The organism is Cupriavidus sp. UGS-1, from assembly GCF_021213615.1.
In the GTDB taxonomy this organism is placed as follows: domain Bacteria; phylum Pseudomonadota; class Gammaproteobacteria; order Burkholderiales; family Burkholderiaceae; genus Cupriavidus.
The window spans coordinates 101677-119471 of record NZ_JAJQJF010000007.1 but is presented as its reverse complement, the minus strand read 5'-3'; the positions used below and the strand labels follow the sequence as shown (position 1 = coordinate 119471).

Here is a 17795-nt window from a genome sequence, read left to right as displayed (position 1 = left end):
CGGGGACTCACCGTCCTGCCCGCGGACACCCATCGTGCCGCGGGCAAGCATTCAACCGCGCTTCCAACCCGCCGCTCAGAACGCCAGCGTCGCCTGCACGTAGAACGTGCGCGGCATGCCGACGTACTTGCCCAGGTTGTTGTCGGTCGAGCGCGTGAAATAGCGGCGATCGAACAAGTTCTTGACGCCGACCGCCAGCTTCAGGTTCGACATCGACTTGCCGAAGTCGTAGCCCAGGCGCATGTGCACCAGCGCGTAGCCGGGGATGTCGCCGAGCGCGCCGTTGGCGCTCTCTTCAGTCTGGTACGGCGTGCCATCGGTCGGATCGCCCGGCGAATGCTGGCGCGATTGCGCGAAGCCATCGACGTTCAGCGTCCAGCGGTTGCGGCTGTAGCGCACGCCGGCGGTCGCCACATGGCGCGAGTAGAACGGCAGGTCGCGGCCGGCGAAGGTGCCGTGGTTGTAGGTCGCCTCGGTATAGGTGTAGCCGGCGTACGCCGACAGCCCGGCCAGCGTCTTCGACAGCGTGCCGAAGTCGTAGCGCAGCGAGCTCTCGACGCCGCGGTGGCGCGTCGCGCCGAGATTGGTCCAGGCGTCCGGGCTGCCCATCGTGCCGCCGCGCAGCTGCAGCTCGTCGTCGAAGTCGATGTTGAACAGCGTCAGCTCGCCGCCCCAGCCGTTGGCGTTGAAGTGCGTGCCCAGCTCGTAGGTCTTGGCCTTTTCCGGGGCCAGGCCATTGGTGGTCTGCGCGATCTGGAAGTACTGCAGCGGGCCGAACGACACGCCGGCATTGCCGAACAGCTTCCAGTTGTCGCTGACGTGGTACATCACGGCCAGCGACGGCAGCGGCTCGTCCGACTTGATGTCGGTGCGGCGCTGCGTGAAATGGTCGGTCACGTTGGAGCGGATCATTTCATAGCGCAGGCCCGGCGTGATGGTCCAGTTGCCGACGTTGATGGTGTCGTCGATGTAGACCGCGTTGGCGGTGGTGCCGCCGCTGCGCCATTGGTACATCGGCGAGGCGATCGTGGTCGGATCGACGGTGCCGGGCGTGTAGAACGCCGTGCGCGATGCCTGCTCGTCGCTCGACTCGCGCAGGTAACGGTAGCCGACGCTGACCTCGTGGCTGACGTTGGCGCCGCGGAACAGCTGCGAATAGCGCGGCTCGACGGCGAAGGTGTGGTAGTGCCGCGGGAACGATCCCAGCCGGCGGCGGCCGGCGCTCTCGCTCTCGATCTGGCTGCCGCGGAAGCTGTCGGTGTAGTACGTCAGCACCTCGAACTTGCGGTTGTTGTCCTGGTGCGAGTACTTCAGCGAGACGTCGTTGCGGCGGCCGGCGAAGGTGTCGTAGGGCCGTACCGACTGGAACGGATCGGCGGCGTATTGGGCGGCCGTCAGCCCGCCCGGCATGTCGGCCAGCGCCTCGTAATAGTGGTAGCTGGCAGTGATCTGGTCCGTGCTGGAGATCCGGTACGAACCCTTGAGCATCAGGTCGTCGACGTCGACGCGGTCGTTGCCGCGGCGATAGCCGTCGCCGTGCACGCCCGAATACATCAGCGCACCGCCCAGGCCGTTGTCGTTGGTGCCGCCGATGAAGACGCTCGGCATGGTCTTCACATTGCCGCCGTGCGTCGCGATCTCGGTTTCCACCGACGCCTGCGCGGCGAACGTTTGCGGAATCGGCCGGGTCACGAAGTTGATGATGCCGCCGACGTTCTGCGGGCCATAGCGCACGGAACCGGCGCCGCGCACCACGTCGATGGTGTCGATATTGCCCATCGACAGCGGCGCCATCGACAGCTGAGGCTGGCCGTAGGGCGCGACCGCCAGCGGAATGCCGTCGAGCAGCACGGTCGAGCGCGGCGACAGCCGCGAGGCGAGACCGCGCACGCCGACGTTCAGCGAGATGTCGCTGCCGCCGGTGCCATTGCTGTCCTGCACCTGCACGCCCGGCATGCGGCGCAGCACCTCGCGCACATTGGTCGCGCCGCTTTCCTCGATGGTGCGCCGGTCGGCGATCGAGCGCGCGCCGGGATGCTCCAGCACCTTGGTTTCGTTGGGCTGGTCGAGCCAGTTGCCGACCACTGTCACCGTGCTCAGCGTCTTGTCGGCGTCGGCCACCGCGGTGGCGGCTTGCGCCTGGGTTTGCGGCGACGCCTGGGCGGTTACGACAGGCTCGGCGGCACGGGCCGGGGACGACAGGCACAGCAGGGCGACGCCGGCGGCTGCGGCGGTCAGGCGGAAGGCGGCTTGCAAGATCGGATCCTGAAGAAAGGCGGGAAAGCGGCATCGGGTTCGCGAGACGGCGCGCGATGACCGACACGTGACCGGATGAGCGGCATCACGGCGTCGGCGTCACCCGAGAAGCGGCGGATTATAAATGCGAAGCATTCTCAAGCGCCCGAAACCTGCCTCGCCGTCATGGTCGACGTTGCAGGAGGCCAACACCGCCAACACCGGCCCAACACCGGCCCAACACCGCGCCGCCGGAAGGGACTCATGTAGCGTCGAGCGCGCATGGCGGCGCTCCGCTAGAATTGCGGCTTGCCGGCGTAGCGAGCCATGGCGACCCATGGGCGCCTCACACCGGCCTCCCGCTGTCCCGGCAGCCGTCACCGCACAAGGCGGCGCCGCTTCTCTCTCCCGCCATGCCTTCCACCCCTGCCAGCACGACCCCGGCCGCTTCCGATCCGGATTCGGTCTTTCGCGACCCCGGTTTCCGCATGTTCTGGTGCGCGCGTCTGTGCACCACGATCGGCTACCAGATCCTGACGGTGGCCGTCGGCTGGCAGATGTACGACCTGACCGGCGATGCGCTGATGCTGGGCCTGGTCGGCCTGGTGCAATTCCTGCCGTCGGTGGTGCTGCTGCTGATGTCGGGCCACGTGGCCGACCGCTTCGACCGCCGCCAGATCGTCCGGATCTGCCAGCTGACCGAAGCTGCGATCGCCATCGGCATGGCGGCGGCCAGTCTGGCCGGCTGGGTTCGGCACGAGCACATCTTCATCTTCGTCGCGCTGCTGGGCGCGACCCGCGCGTTCGAAACGCCGACGCTGCAGGCGCTGCTGCCCAGCGTGGTGACGCCGCGCCAGCTGCCGCGGGCGGTGGCGCTGTCGAGCTCGGCGACGCAAACGGCGATCATCGTCGGCCCGGCGCTCGGCGGCTTCGCCTATGTGGCGGGTCCCGGCGTGGTCTACGGCATCGGCGCGCTGCTGTTCCTGGCGGCCGCGACGCTGATCACGCTGCTGCGGCTGCGCCAGCGGCCGCAGCGGCTGACGGCACCGGTCAGCATCAGCACGCTGTTCGCCGGGTTTGCCTATATCCGCAGCCGGCCGGTGCTGCTAGGCGCGATTTCGCTCGACCTGTTCGCGGTGCTGCTGGGCGGCGCCACCGCGCTGCTGCCGATCTATGCGCGCGACATCCTGCACACCGGTCCATGGGGGTTGGGCCTGCTGCGCTCGTCGCCGGCGATCGGCGCGCTGGCCACGGCGATCTGGCTGGCCCGCCATCCGCTCGAGCGCAAGGTGGGCCGCGTGATGTTCGGCGCGGTGGCGCTGTTCGGCCTGGCGACGATCTGCTTCGGGCTGTCGACGCTGCTGCCGTTGTCGATGCTGGCGCTGGTGGTGCTGGGCGCCTCCGACATGATCAGCGTGGTGGTGCGCTCGACGCTGGTCCAGCTCGATACGCCCGACGATATGCGCGGCCGCGTCGGTGCGGTCAATTCGGTCTTCATCGGCGCCTCGAACCAGCTCGGCGAATTCGAGTCCGGCGTGACCGCGGCCTGGCTCGGCCCGGTCGGCGCCGTGCTGCTTGGCGGCATCGGCACGCTGGTGGTCGTGGCGGTGTGGATGCGTCTGTTTCCGGCATTGGCGAGCCGCGATCGCCTGCACGACACGCCAGGCCCGGCCTGAGGGCGTACCCGTTTCTGCGTGGCGCCGGCCCGGCGCAAGCGGCGTCGGCGCCACTACTCCCAATATTTTTTCAAACCGCTGCAGGCCTTGCCCAGCAAGGGCTGGCGCCCGTCCGCCCGGTTCCCCGCCGAATATTCAGGGAAACCATTTCTCCATCGATCTGTCCCGAAAATATTGTCAATTTCGATTATCTGTAGGCGAAATCCGACATTGCGTCGGATGAGCGCGGGCAGACCCCGAAATCGCCCCGTGCGATAAGCAAGGGTGTCCCGCGCGCCTGCGGGCAAGGGAGCAGACCATCGATGTGCGGTATCGCAGGAGAAATACGTTTCGATCAACAAATGGCGGACCTTCACGCCGTGGCCGACATGGCGCGGGTGCAGGCCGCGCGCGGCCCTGACGGCGAAGGGCTGTTCGGCCTTGGCCGGCGCGCCTTCGGCCATCGGCGCCTGCGCATCATGGATCTGTCCGAGCGCGCGCATCAGCCCTTCATCGACAACGCGCTGGGGATGGGCATCGTCTTCAACGGCGCGATCTACAACCACCACGCGCTGCGCGAGGAACTGAGCGCGCGCGGCTATACCTTCTCGTCGACCGGCGACACCGAGGTCATCATCAAGGCGTGGCATGCCTGGGGCCCCGCGGCACTCGATCGCCTGGCCGGCATGTTCGCGTTCGCGCTGTGGGAGCGCGACACCGGCATCACGCACCTGGTGCGCGACCGCCTGGGCATCAAGCCGCTGTACTACAGCCAGGACGCGCGGCGCCTGCGCTTCGCCTCGACGTTGCTGGCGCTCTTGGCTGGCGGCGACATCGATACCGCGCTCGACCCGGTCGCGCTGCATCACTATCTGACGCTGCATGCCGTGGTGCCGGCCCCGCATACGATCGTGCAGGGCGTGCGCAAGCTGCCGCCCGCCACGCACATGACGGTGCACGCGGACGGCCGCACCGAAACGCGGACCTGGTGGCGGCTCGAGTTCGTGCACGACGCCGCCGACGAGGCGCGCTCCTTCGAGGAATGGCGCGACATGACGCTGGCCGCGCTGCGCGACGCAGTGCGCCTGCGCACCGTCGCCGATGTGCCGGTCGGCGTGCTGCTGTCGGGCGGCGTCGACTCCAGCCTGATCACCGGCCTGCTCGCAGAAACGGGTACGCCCGACCTGCGCACCTATGCGATCGGCTTCGAGGCGGCCGGCGGCGAGGCCGGCGACGAGTTCCACTATTCCGACCTGGTGGCGCGGCATTTCGGCACGCGCCACGAGAAGATGATGATCCCGGCGGCCGATCTGCTGGAGGCGCTGCCCGATGCGATCCACGCGATGAGCGAGCCGATGGTCAGCCACGACTGCGTGGCCTTCTATCTGCTGTCGGCCGCGGTCGCGCGCCACAGCCGCGTGGTGCAGAGCGGGCAGGGCGCCGACGAGGTGTTCGGCGGCTACCACTGGTATCCGCCGCTGGCCGCCAACACCGATGCCGACGGCGGCGTCGCGGCCTATCGCAAGGTGTTCTTCGACCGCACGCCATCCGAGATGGCCGAGCTGCTGTCGCCGCAATGGCTGGCCGACGATCCGAGCGGCCGCTTCCTGGCGGCGCATTTCGCGATGCCGGGTGCCGACAGCGCGATCGACCGCGCGCTGCGGCTCGATACCACCGTGATGCTGGTCGAGGACCCGGTCAAGCGCGTCGACAACATGACGATGGCCCATGCGCTGGAGGCCCGCGTGCCCTTCCTCGACCACCGTCTGGTGGAGCTGGCCGCGCGCATGCCGGCGCGCCACAAGATCGCCGCCGGCGGCAAGCACGTGCTGAAGGAAGCCGCGCGCCAGGTGATTCCCGCCGAGGTGATCGACCGCCCGAAGGGCTATTTCCCGGTGCCGGCGCTGAAGTACCTGCGCGGCCCCTTCCTCGACTACGTGCGCGGTCTGGTCGACAGCGATGCGGCGCGCCAGCGCGGCCTGTACCGGCCCGGCGTGGTCGAGTCGATGCTGGCGGACCCTGACGCCCACATCACCCCGCTGAAGGGCTCGAAGCTGTGGCAGGTAGCGCTGCTCGAGGGGTGGATGCAGTCGCATGGCCTGTGAGGCCGGCCATGACTGGCGACAAACCGGCAGCCCCCCAACCCGACGATGAAGCCAACGGCCGCCGCGCGCGGCCGCAGTCCCTTGTCGGCAACGACAGAAGCCAGAACGCGGACAACAACGAGGAGAAAGATCGAATGTCGACCGTCAATGCGGAAGTCCGTCCCAACAAGCCGGCGATGCTGGCCGACTCCCTCCATCTCGGCGCACCCGTCGATGCCGCGGGGCAGGCGCCCCGTGCCGTGATGCACGACGCGGGCGGCGCGCCGGTGCAGCAGGATCCCGCCATGCAGCCAAGCCCGGCACCGGCGCCGGTGTCCGCCCGCCCGAACGCGATGCTCGACTGCGGCTGGGGCCGGCTGATGTTCGCGCCGTCGTTCGAATCGCCGGCGCGGCTGGCCGCCGAGCTGCAGCAGGAAGCGCCGGGCCGCCGCGATATCGCGCTCTATGTCGAAGCGCCGCAGCTGCTGCTGGCCGAGGCGCCGCAGACGCTGTTCCTCGATCCGTCGCTGCTGTTCCGCCGCACGCTGGAGGACGGGGATGCCGCGGTAGCGACCGGCGCCGCGGGCGTGACGATCCGCCGCCTGTCGACCCGAGCCGATATCGCCGCGATCAACCGCCTCTACGCCTCGCGACATATGGTGCCGCTCGATCCCGCCACGGTCTGGCGCCAGCGCGACCACGACGCGGTGGTCTACCTGATCGCCGAGGACGAATCGACCGGCGACATCATCGGTTCGGCGATGGGCGTCGACCATCTGCTGGCCTTCGGCGACGAGCGCGGCGGCAGCAGCCTGTGGTGCCTGGTGGTCGATCCGCAGACGCATCTGGCCGGCGTCGGCCAGGCGCTGGTGCGCGAGCTGATCGCGCTGTTCGCCGCGCGCGGACGCAAGCACCTGGACCTGTCGGTGCTGCACGACAACCAGCATGCGATCGGGCTGTACCACAAGCTCGGCTTCGTGCAGGTCGACGGCTTCGTCGTCAAGCACAAGAACGCGATCAACGAGCCGCTGTTCGCCGGCTCGAGCGAATGCGACAACCTCAATCCGTATGCCGCGCTGATCGTCAAGGAAGCGCGCCGGCGCGGCATCGGCGTCGAGATCATCGATGCCGATGCCGGCATCTTCAGCCTGCGCTACGGCGGCCGCGAGATCCTGTGCCGCGAGTCGCTGTCCGAGCTGACCGGCGCGGTGGCGATGACCTGGTGCCAGGACAAGGCGCTGACGCGCAAGCGGCTGGAGCAGGTTGGCCTGAAGGTGCCCGCGCAGCGCCAGATCGGCACCGATGCCGAGAACCTGGCGTTTCTCGCCGAGCACGGCTCGGTGGTGGTCAAGCCGGCTTTCGGCGAACAGGGCCGCGGCATCAGCGTCGACGTCCGCACCGAGGAGCATTTGCGCAGCGCGATCGAGACCGCGCACGCCGAGGGCGGCACCGTGCTGCTCGAATCGTTCTGCCCGGGCCAGGACCTGCGCATCGTGGTGATCGGCTACGAGGTCGTCGCGGCCGCGATCCGCAAGCCGGCCGAGGTGGTCGGCGATGGGCAGGCCGACCTGAAGACGCTGATCGAGCGCCACAGCGCGCGGCGCAGCGCGGCCACGGGCGGCGAGAGCCGCATTCCGCTCGATGCCGAGACCGAACGCTGCCTCGCGGCGCAGGGGCTGACGCTGCAATCGGTGCCGGCCGCCGGGGAGCGCGTGCCGGTGCGCAAGACGGCGAATCTGCATACCGGCGGCACGCTGCACGACGTCACCGCCCAGCTGCATCCGGTGCTGCGCGAGGCCGCGCAGACCGCGGCGCGGGCGCTGCGCATCCCGGTGGTCGGCCTGGATTTCCTGGTGCCGGCCGCCGACCAGCCCGAGTACGTGATCATCGAAGCGAACGAGCGGCCGGGCCTGGCCAATCACGAGCCGCAGCCGACCGCCGAGCGCTTCGTCGATCTGCTCTTCCCCTTTACATCCTGAATTCTTGCCGGGCGCGCCGCACCCGGCATCGTTATCCATGCAGAAACTGAAGATCGACCGGCTGTACCTGAAGACCGCGCTGCTCGAGCTGCTCGCGATCCCGAGCCCGGCCGGGCTGACCGACGAGATCGTGCACTACACCGCCAACGTGCTGGACGGTCTCGACATCCCCTACCAGCTGACCCGGCGCGGCACGATCCGCGCGACGCTGCGCGGCAATCGCGCCAACAGCGGCATGGGGCCCGACTGCGCGATCGTCGCGCACCTGGACACGCTCGGCGCGATGGTGCGCGAGCTCAAGCCCAACGGCCGGCTGGCGCTGGCGCCGATCGGCACCTGGTCCAGCCGCTGGGCCGAAGGCGGTCGCGTGACGCTGTTTACCGAGCATGGCCGGCATCGCGGCTCGGTGCTGCCGCTGCTGGCCTCGGGCCACGTCTACAACGAGGCGGTGGACACGCAACCGGTCAACTGGGACCAGCTCGAACTGCGGCTCGACGAGCCGGCGGCGACGCCGGAGCAGCTGCGCACGCTCGGCATCCAGGTCGGCGACTTCGTCGCCTTCGACGCCAACCCCGAGATTCTCGACAACGGCTATGTCGTCTCGCGGCATCTGGACAACAAGGCCGGCGTCGCCGCGGTGCTGGCCGCGCTGAAGGCGGTGCGCGAGAGCGGCGCCTCGGTGCCGATGGACTGCCATGCGGTGTTCACGCTGACCGAGGAAGTGGGCTCCGGCGCGACCGCGGTGATCGAGGACGATGTCAGCGAGGTGATCGGCATCGACATCGGTCCGGTCGCGCCGGGGCAGGGCGCGCGCGAGGAGGGCGTGACGATTCCGCTGATGGATTCGGCCGGCCCGCACGACTATCACCTGACGCGGCGCCTGCTGCGGCTGTGCGACGAGCATGGCATCCCCAGCCATCGCGACGTGTTCCGCTTCTACCATTCGGACGCCGGCGCGGCGGTCAGCGCCGGCCACGACGTGCGCACCGCGCTGCTGTGCTTCGGTGCCGATGCCTCGCATGGCTACGAGCGGACCCATCTGGACGTGCTGGTCAATCTGGCCGAGCTGCTGACCGTCTATATCCAGAGCGGGCCGACGCTGCCGGAGGACCGCCAGCGCCGCATGGGCTCGGTGGCCGGCTTCTCCCATCAGCTCGATCCGCGCCAGCTGACGCGCAGCGAGACACCGCTGCCCGATGCCGGCGAACTGGTGCATACGCGCCGCGACAGCGCGTCCTGATGCCGCGCTTGATGACATCCCTTCCGGAATGAACCTTATGGATCTGAATTTCATCGACGCCGACAAGCTGCAGGCCACCTGGGCCTATCTGCTGCAGCTGGCGGTGCACCAGGGCCTGAACGTGCTGGCCGCGCTCGCCATCCTGCTGGTCGGCTGGTGGCTTAGCGGCCGCGCGCGCAACGCGGTGCTGCACGCCTTCGACCGCCCCCATGTCGACGCGACGCTGCGGCCGATGCTGGGCAGCGTCACGCAGTGGGTGGTGCGTGTCGTCACCGTGATCCTGGTGCTGTCGCAGTTCGGCGTGCAGACCGCCAGCATCATCGCGATGCTCGGCGCCGCGGGCCTGGCGATCGGCCTGGCGCTGCAGGGCACGCTGCAGAATATTGCCGCGGGCATCATGCTGGTGCTGCTGCGGCCGTTTCGCGTTGGCCAGTACATCGACGCCCAAGGCATTGCCGGCACCGTGCGCGAGACCGGACTGTTCATGACGGAGCTGACGACCTTCGATGGCGTCTGCCTGCGCGTGCCGAACAACAAGATCTGGGGCAGCGCGATCACCAACTACAGCGAGAATCCGACGCGCCGGCTCGATATCGAGGTCACGGTGCCGTTCGGCGCCGACGTGCAGACCGCGTTGCGGGTGCTGCGCCATATGCTGGCCGACGACGAGCGCGTGCTCGAGGTGCCGGCGGCCGAGGCGATGGTGGTCAACTTCACCAGCGAGGGCGTGACGCTGAACCTGCGCTGCTGGACCTCGAACGACAACTACTGGAACCTGCGCTTCGCCTTCTACGAGCGCGTCAAGCGCGAGCTGCAGGCAGTCGGCATCGACATCGCGGTGCCGGTGCAGGAGCTGCGTGTGCCGGGCAATGGCGAGTCGACGGCGCTGGTGCTACACCATACGGCGCATGCTTCGCCGGCTTCGTCGCCGCCCTCGACCATCGGTACGCCGCGGCGCGCCTAGCGCGAAAGCGGAAAACGGGCTGCCGGGTTGTCGTTCCCGCGAAAGCGGGAATCCAGCGTCTTGGACCAGCCACTGGGTCCCCGCCTGCGCGGGGACGACAACGCATGTGGATCAGCCTTCGTCCGCGAACAGCGTGCAGGCGCCTTCCTCGGCCGTGCTGACATTGCGGCGGAACGTACCGAACAGGTCCCGGCCGACGCCATGGCGATGGCGGCTCAGGTCGGGCCGCTCGATCGTGCGGGCCTCCCACTCGGCCTGCGGCACCAGCGCGGTCAGGATGCCGGCCGGCGCATCGACGCGGATCATGTCGCCGTCGCGGACCTTGCCGATCGCGCCGCCCTTCAGCGCCTCGGGGCAGACGTGGATCGCGGCCGGCACCTTGCCCGACGCGCCCGACATGCGGCCGTCGGTGACCAGCGCCACGTGAAAGCCGCGGTCCTGCAGCACCGTCAGCGTCGGCGTCAGCTTGTGCAGCTCCGGCATGCCGCAGGCCGCCGGCCCCTGGTACGGCAGCACCGCGACGAAATCGCGCTCCAGCTCGCCGCGCTTGAAGGCGGCCAGCATGTCGTCCTGATGATGGAACACGCGCGCCGGCGCCTGTACCACCTGATGCTCGGCCTTGACCGCCGAGGTCTTGATCACCGCGCGTCCCAGGTTGCCGTCCAGCACCTTGATGCCGCCGTCGGGCGCGAAGGGTTCGCCCGCGCCGCGCACCACCGACGTGTCCAGCGATTCGGTCGGCCCGTCGAGCCAGACCAGCTTGCCGTCGCGCAGCGCCGGTTCGCGCGTGTAGTCCTCCAGGCCCTGACCGACGACGGTGGTGACATCGTTGTGCAGCAGCTCGCGCGCCAGCAGGCCGCGGATCACCAGCGCCAGGCCTCCTGCGGCCTGGAAGCCGTTGACGTCGGCCTGGCCGTTCGGATAGACGCGCGCCAGCAGCGGCACCACCGCCGACAGCTCGTCGAAATCGTCCCAGGTCAGCATGATGCCGGCCACGCGCGCCATCGCGATCAGATGCAGCGTGTGGTTGGTCGAGCCGCCGGTGGCCAGCAGGCCGACGATGCCGTTGACGAACGCGCGCTCGTCGAGCACCTGTGCGATCGGCGTATAGCGCTCGCCCTGGTGCACCAGCCGCAGCACATGCCGCGCGGCCTCGCGCGTCAGCGCCTCGCGCAGCGGCGTGTACGGGTTGATGAAGGCGGTGCCGGGCAGATGCAGCCCCATGATCTCCATCAGCATCTGGTTCGAATTGGCGGTGCCGTAGAAGGTGCAGGTGCCGGGCGAATGGTAGGACCGGCTTTCGGCCTCCAGCAGCTCCTCGCGGCCGATCTTGCCCTGTGCGTACAGCTGGCGGATGCGCGCCTTTTCCTCGTTGGGGATGCCGGTGGGCATCGGCCCGCCCGGCACGAACACCGCGGGCAGATGGCCGAACGACAGCGCCCCCATCACCAGCCCGGGCACGATCTTGTCGCAGATGCCCAGATACAGCGCGGCATCGAACATCTGGTGCGACAGCGCGACCGCGGTGGCCTGCGCAATCACGTCGCGCGAGAACAGCGACAGCTCCATGCCGTCCTGGCCCTGTGTCACGCCGTCGCACATCGCCGGCACGCCGCCGGCGAACTGCGCGGTGGCGCCCGCCTCCAGCGCGGTCTCCTTGAGCCAGGCGGGGAACTCTCCGAGCGGTTGGTGCGCCGAAAGCATGTCGTTGTACGAGGAAACGATCGCCACGTTGGGCCGTTCCTCGGCCTTCAGGCGGATCTTGGCGGGCTCGGGCATCGAGGCGAAGCCGTGGGCCAGGTTCGTGCACGACAGCTGCGCGCGTTGCACCTTGCTGCCGGCCATGGCTTGCGTGCGGGACAGGTAGGCCTGGCGCGTCGGCGCGCTGCGGGCCACGATGCGGGCCGTCACTTGTTCGAGTACGGGATGGGGCATGGGGCTCTCTCCAGCGGGATTCTTGGATGTCGCAGGTGATGTCGCAGTTCAGCCTAGCGCATGTCATCGAGGCTTGCATGGAGCATGCCTGCCGCGCCGCGACCCCTTGCCGCTGGCTGCCGCGTGGCTCGCAAAGCGCCCGCGACTCACGTAAACTGGCCGCAACGGCCGCGCTTCGGGGTCTCTATCAAGCGACAAGGAGGTCAGGGTGAGCATGCCCGATTTCGACATGGTGCTGGTTGGCGGCACCGGTGACCTGGCCAGGCGCAAACTGCTGCCGGCCTTGTTCGACGCGCATCGCGCCGGATTGTTGCATCCCGCGGCGCGCATCCTGGCCACGGGCAGCCATCCTTCCACCACCGAGGAGTATGTCGCCACGCTCGAGCAGGGCATGCGGCCGGGGCTCGAGCATGCGCCGCCGGGCGACTGGGCCAGTTTCGTCGCGCGGCTGTGCTACGTGCAGGCCGACGCCCGCCAACCCGAGCATTTCGATGCGCTGGCGCGCAAGGTGCTGTCCCGCCAGCCCGAGGTCGTGGTCTGCTATCTGGCCACCGCGCCGCATCTGTTCGTGCCGATCTGCGAGCAGTTCGGCCGCACCGGCCTGAACCAATCCAACGTGCGCGTGGTGCTGGAAAAACCGCTGGGCCACGACCTGGATTCGAACGAGGCGATCAACGCGGCAGTGGCCCGTTACTTCGCCGAGGAGCAGATCTACCGGATCGACCACTACCTGGGCAAGGAGTCGGTGCAGAACCTGATGGCGATCCGCTTCGGCAACGCGCTGTTCGAGCCGCTGTGGCGGCGCGAGTGGGTGCAGGACGTGCAGATCACGATCGCCGAGGAGCTCGGTGTCGAAGGCCGCGGCGACTTCTACGACCAGACCGGCGCGCTGCGCGACATGGTGCAGAACCACCTGCTGCAGCTGCTGTGCATGGTCGCGATGGAGCCGCCCACCAGCCTGACCGAAGACGCGGTGCGCGACGAGAAGATCAAGATCCTGAAGGCGCTCCGGCCGATCACGCCGCAGGAAGTCGCCGAGAAGACCGTGCGCGGCCAATACCGCGCCGGCGCGATCGCCGGCAAGCCGGTGCCGGGCTATCTCGAGGAGCCTGGCATCGCGCCGGACAGCCGCACCGAGACCTTCGTCGCGATCAAGGCCGAGATCGCCAACTGGCGCTGGGCCGGCGTGCCGTTCTACCTGCGCACCGGCAAGCGGATGCAGTCGCGCGTGGCCGAGATCGTGATCCACTTCCGCGACGTGCCGCATGCGATCTTTCCGCGCCCGCTGACGCTGTCGCCGCAGAACCGGCTGGTGATCCGCCTGCAGCCCGAGGAAAGCATCCGCCTGTACTTCCTGGTCAAGCAACCGGGCGACACGGTCGCGCTGACGCCGACCTCGCTGGACCTGGACTTCGCCAACTCGTTCAAGGTGCGCCGCGCGGGCGCCTACGAACGCCTGCTGCTCGACGTGATACGCGGACGGCTGGGCCTGTTCGTGCGCCGCGACGAACAGGTGCAGGCATGGCGCTGGGTCGAGCCGATCATCGACACCTGGGCGGAGAGCTCGCTGCCGCCCAAGCCCTATACCGCGGGCACCTGGGGGCCGGCGGCCTCGTCCGCGCTGCTGTCGCGCGACGGCGCGCTGTGGCACGAGGAGGTCTGACGTTCCGCCTACCCACCGGTTCGCCCCGCCGGTCCGCTGCAACGAATCCACATCCGGGAAATCGCCATGCGCCGCTTCGAACATCCTTCGCCGCTGGACCAGGCCGAAGCGCTGGCTGCCTCCATCAGCCACGCGCTCGACCTTGCCATTCAGGACCGCGGACACGCGGTGCTTGCCGTCTCGGGGGGGCGTTCGCCGGTGCCGATGTTCGAGCGGCTGCGCTATCGGCCGGTGCGCTGGGACGCGGTCACGATCACGCTGGTCGACGAGCGCGCGGTGCCGCCCGGGCACGAGGACAGCAATGCGCGGCTGGTGCAGGAACACCTGCTGCGCGATGCCGCCGCCGCGGCCAGCTTCGTGCCACTGATCGCCGATGCGCTCGAGGCGTCCGAGCCCGCGCGGGCGGTGGTGCGCCTCAATGGCGCACTCAATGCCGCGTTTCGCCAGCCCGACGTGGCGGTGCTCGGCATGGGCGAGGACGGCCATACCGCCTCGCTGTTCGCCGATGCGCCGGAGCTCGGCGAAGCGCTCAATGGCGATACGCCTTGCTATGTGGTGACGCGCCCGGCCAGCGCGCCGCATGCGCGCGTGACGCTGAACCTGGCCGCGTTGCTGGCGACCGAGCGCGTCTTCCTGGCATTTGCCAGGGCGACCAAGGCCGCCGTATTCGAACGCGCGCTGCAGGAGCCGGGGCCTGCGTTGCCGGTGGGACTTGTGGCCAGCCGGCATCGTCATGGCTTCGACGTGTTCTCCGCCTGACGTATTCGCTGCAGTGCGCGCGTTGCCACGAGCGCCCGAATTTTGCCCGATGTTTCCCGCCTTGCGATGACTACCTACCCACGCCTGCTCGCCGATGTCGGCGGCACCAATGTCCGCTTCGCCCTGCAGACCGCGCCCGATGCGATCGGACCGGTCACCGCGCTGAAGGTCGCCGACTATCCGTCGCTGGAGGCGGCGATGCGGCAATACCTGTCGCAGCTATCCGGCCCGCAACCCCGCCACGCGGCGATCGGTCTCGCCAATCCGGTCACTGGCGATCGCGTCAAGCTGACCAACCATGCCTGGGCCTTCTCGATCGAGGCGGTGCGCCAGGCGCTGGGCCTGGAGACGCTGCTGGCGCTGAACGACTTCACCGCGCTGGCACTGGCGCTGCCGTATCTGCGGCCCAGCGAACTGGCGCCGGTGCGCGCCGGCACGCCCGCCGCCGGCTCGCCGCTGGCCTTGATCGGCCCCGGCACCGGGCTCGGCGTGTCGGGGCTGATCCCCGGCCGCCACGGTGCCGCGCCGGTGGCGCTGGCCGGAGAGGGCGGGCATATCGAACTGATGCCGGCCACCGACGACGAGTGGATCGCCTGGCATGCCGCGCATCGTGACCACGGCCGCGTGTCGGCCGAACGGCTGCTGTCGGGCATGGGGCTGTCGCACACGCATGCCGCGCTCGCCGCAGAAACGGGTACGCCCGTGCGCGTGCCGCTGACCGCGGCGGAGGTCACCGAGGGTGCCCTGCAGCGCGGCGACGCGCTATGCCAGCGTGCGCTGGCCGTGTTCTGCGGCCTGCTCGGTTCGGTCGCGGCCGATGTGACGCTGATCCTTGGCGCGCGCGGTGGTGTCTATATCGGCGGCGGCATCGTGCCGCGCTTCGTTGAGGCGCTGGCGGCGTCGAGCTTCAATGCGCGCTTCATCGACAAGGGACGCATGCGCGCGTTTCTGGAACCGGTGCCGGTGCAGGTGATCACCGCGCAGTTTCCCGCGCTGCCGGGGCTGGCACACGCGCTGGCCGAAGCGGTCGATCGGCGATGAGCCGCCGCGGGCCTTGCGGATTGCGAACCAACGGAGCGAAGCGATGCGCGTGCTGCTGATCGAAGACGACACGATGATCGGCGATTCCGTGCGGCTCGCGCTGCGGCAGGAAGGCTTCGCGGTGGACTGGGTGCGCGATGGCGAGGCCGGCCTGTCGGCCGCCACGCAGCCGCCCGGCATCGCCGCCGGCGGCGCCGCCGAAGGGCAGCACGATCTGGTGCTGCTCGATCTCGGCCTGCCGCGCCGTTCGGGACTCGACGTGCTGGCCGGCATGCGCGCGCGCGGCGTCGCCACGCCGGTGCTGATCCTGACCGCGCGCGATGCGGTCGCCGATCGGGTCGCCGGCCTGAACGCCGGTGCGGACGACTATCTGGTCAAGCCGTTCGACCTGCAGGAGCTGGTGGCGCGCATCCATGCGCTCTCGCGACGCGCGCAGGGCCGGGCCGAGCCGCTGGTCCGCTATGGCGCGATCGTGCTCAATCCGGCCACGCGCGAAGTCACGCTGGCCGGCGAGCCGGTCCATCTGTCGGCGCGCGAATACGCGCTGCTGGCGGCGTTGCTGGCCCGGCCCGGCAAGGTCTGGTCGGTGCCGCAGCTGCAGGAGAAGTTGTACGGCTGGGACGACGAGGTCGGCAGCAATACGGTCGAGGTCTATATCCACGCGCTGCGCAAGAAGTTCGGCCAGGGTTTGATCCGCAATATCCGCGGCGTCGGTTATGTCTGTCCGAAGCTCGAGGAGAGCGCCGAGCCAGGTGGCGCCGATCCCGCGGCAGGGGGCGTGCGCTGATGCGATCGATCCAGCGGACCCTGCTGTGGTGGCTCGCCCTCGGCCTGCTGGCCGGCATCGCCGCCGCCACCGCGCTGATCTACGGCCAGGCGCGGCAGGAGGCCAACGCGCTGTTCGACTACCAGATGCGCCAGGTCGCGCTTGCGCTGCCGAGCCAGTTCAGCGGCCCGGCGCTGCCGTCGCTGTCGCCGCCGCTGCCGCCCGGCACCGACAATCTGTTTCGCTCCGACGAGGATGTGGTGATCCATATCTGGGACGGTACCGGCCGCAGCCTCTATCTGTCGCACTCGCGGCCGTCGCTGCCGCCGCGCGCCGAGCTGGGTTTCTCCAACGTCCGCACCGACGACGGCGAGTTCCGCATTTACAGCGTGCAGCTTGGGCCGGCGGTGGTGCAGATCGCGCAGCCGATGAGCGCGCGCCGCGAAGTGGCGGCACGGATGGCGCTGCGCACGGTCGCGCCGCTGCTGTTGCTGCTGCCGCTGCTCGGCTGGATGGTCTGGCTCGCGGTCGGCCGCGGGCTGCGGCCGGTGCGCGAGATCGCGCGGCAGGTCGGCAAACGCGATGCCAACGCGCTGTCGCCGCTGGCGGTCGCCGAGATGCCGGCCGAGATCGCGCCGCTGACCGAGGCGCTGAACCTGCTGCTGGCGCGGCTCTCCGACGCGATCGACACGCAGCGCGCGTTCATCGCCGATGCCGCGCACGCGCTGCGCACGCCGCTGACGGCGCTGCAGCTGCAGGCGCAGCTGGTCGAACGCGCCGACAGCGAGCCGGCGCGCCGCGAGGCAGTGGGCAATCTGCGCGACGGCCTCGAGCGGCTGACGCATCTGGTGACGCAGTTATTGACGCTGGCGCGTCACGAGCCGGGCGCGGCCGTCGCGGGCCAGCAGCCGGTCGCCTTGCGCGAACTGGCCGCGGCCGTGGTCGGCGAGATGACGCAGGCCGCGCTGGACCGGAATATCGACCTGGGGCTCGACGCCAGCGGCGACGGCGACGATGGTGGCAATGGTCGCCAGGCTGGCGATGCTGGCGCTGGAGACGCGGCCGGGCTGACCGTGCAGGGCGATGCCGACGCGCTGCGCATCCTGCTGACCAATCTGATCGACAACGCGCTGCGTTATGTGCCGGCCGGCGGCAAGGTCGACGTGCGCGTGCAGCGCGGCGACGCGGGCCGGGTCGCGCTGATCGTCGCCGACAACGGTCCCGGCATCCCGCCCGAACAGCGCGCCCGCGTGCTGGACCGCTTCTATCGCTTGCCCGATGCGCCGAGCGGCGGCAGCGGCCTGGGCCTGGCCATCGTCGACGAGATCGCCCAGGTGCATCGCGCCACGCTGTCGCTCGAGGATAACGAGCCGGGGCTGCGCGTGCGGGTGGTGTTTCCCGAGGCCGCCAACGCGTCAGGCACGGGCCGCGATTAGGCCGCTGCCTTCACGCGCCGCCACGTTCTTGTCGAAAA

Annotated in this window: 12 protein-coding genes; 10 read left to right on the top strand and 2 right to left on the bottom strand. The window is 69.5% G+C overall.

The genetic code is table 11. The features are described 5' to 3' along the window. Nucleotides 1-75: 75 nt before the first annotated feature. Nucleotides 76-2256: a TonB-dependent siderophore receptor gene (locus LRR16_RS11785; RefSeq protein ID WP_232205948.1), complete on the bottom strand. Its 2181-nt coding sequence runs from the start codon at nucleotides 2254-2256 to the stop codon at nucleotides 76-78. A gap of 392 nt (nucleotides 2257-2648) precedes the next feature. Between LRR16_RS11785 and LRR16_RS11780 the strand changes: the two genes are divergently transcribed. From LRR16_RS11780 to LRR16_RS11760, 5 genes are all read left to right on the top strand, one after another. Beyond that, nucleotides 2649-3911 (top strand): MFS transporter, encoded by a 1263-nt coding sequence (locus tag LRR16_RS11780; protein ID WP_064576783.1) that lies wholly within the window; start codon nucleotides 2649-2651, stop codon nucleotides 3909-3911. A 302-nt stretch (nucleotides 3912-4213) separates the two neighbouring features. After that, entirely contained in the window at nucleotides 4214-5995 is a 1782-nt protein-coding gene (locus LRR16_RS11775; protein ID WP_232205947.1) for an N-acetylglutaminylglutamine amidotransferase, read from the top strand. A 134-nt stretch (nucleotides 5996-6129) separates the two neighbouring features. Continuing rightward, nucleotides 6130-7953: an N-acetylglutaminylglutamine synthetase gene (ngg, locus tag LRR16_RS11770; protein WP_232205946.1), complete on the top strand. Its 1824-nt coding sequence runs from the start codon at nucleotides 6130-6132 to the stop codon at nucleotides 7951-7953. 37 nt (nucleotides 7954-7990) lie between these two features. After that, entirely contained in the window at nucleotides 7991-9193 is a 1203-nt protein-coding gene (locus LRR16_RS11765; RefSeq protein ID WP_006577928.1) for an osmoprotectant NAGGN system M42 family peptidase, read from the top strand. 37 nt (nucleotides 9194-9230) lie between these two features. Beyond that, complete coding sequence (locus LRR16_RS11760; RefSeq protein ID WP_023264483.1) at nucleotides 9231-10157, top strand: mechanosensitive ion channel family protein; 927 nt, start codon at nucleotides 9231-9233, stop codon at nucleotides 10155-10157. Nucleotides 10158-10268: 111 nt separating this feature from the next. On the opposite strand, the gene edd is transcribed toward LRR16_RS11760, so the two are convergent. Then, the gene (edd, locus tag LRR16_RS11755) at nucleotides 10269-12092 is read right to left on the bottom strand and encodes a phosphogluconate dehydratase (protein ID WP_232205945.1); all 1824 of its coding nucleotides are present in this window, start codon (nucleotides 12090-12092) and stop codon (nucleotides 10269-10271) included. Nucleotides 12093-12306: 214 nt separating this feature from the next. On the opposite strand from edd, the gene zwf reads away from it, so the two are divergent. The 5 genes from zwf (at nucleotide 12307) to LRR16_RS11730 (ending at nucleotide 17757) form a co-directional block, all read left to right on the top strand. After that, a complete protein-coding gene (gene zwf, locus LRR16_RS11750) occupies nucleotides 12307-13755 on the top strand; it encodes a glucose-6-phosphate dehydrogenase (protein ID WP_232205944.1) in 1449 nt (482 codons plus the stop codon). A 66-nt stretch (nucleotides 13756-13821) separates the two neighbouring features. After that, nucleotides 13822-14514: a 6-phosphogluconolactonase gene (gene pgl, locus LRR16_RS11745; RefSeq protein WP_232205943.1), complete on the top strand. Its 693-nt coding sequence runs from the start codon at nucleotides 13822-13824 to the stop codon at nucleotides 14512-14514. 66 nt (nucleotides 14515-14580) lie between these two features. Further along, entirely contained in the window at nucleotides 14581-15555 is a 975-nt protein-coding gene (glk, locus tag LRR16_RS11740; RefSeq protein WP_232205942.1) for a glucokinase, read from the top strand. Between the two features lie 43 nt (nucleotides 15556-15598). Then, entirely contained in the window at nucleotides 15599-16342 is a 744-nt protein-coding gene (locus LRR16_RS11735) for a response regulator transcription factor (protein ID WP_006577934.1), read from the top strand. Continuing rightward, nucleotides 16342-17757 (top strand): ATP-binding protein, encoded by a 1416-nt coding sequence (locus tag LRR16_RS11730; RefSeq protein ID WP_232205941.1) that lies wholly within the window; start codon nucleotides 16342-16344, stop codon nucleotides 17755-17757. The genes LRR16_RS11735 and LRR16_RS11730 overlap by 1 nt, the downstream gene beginning before the upstream one ends. The last annotated feature ends 38 nt before the right edge of the window (nucleotides 17758-17795 follow it).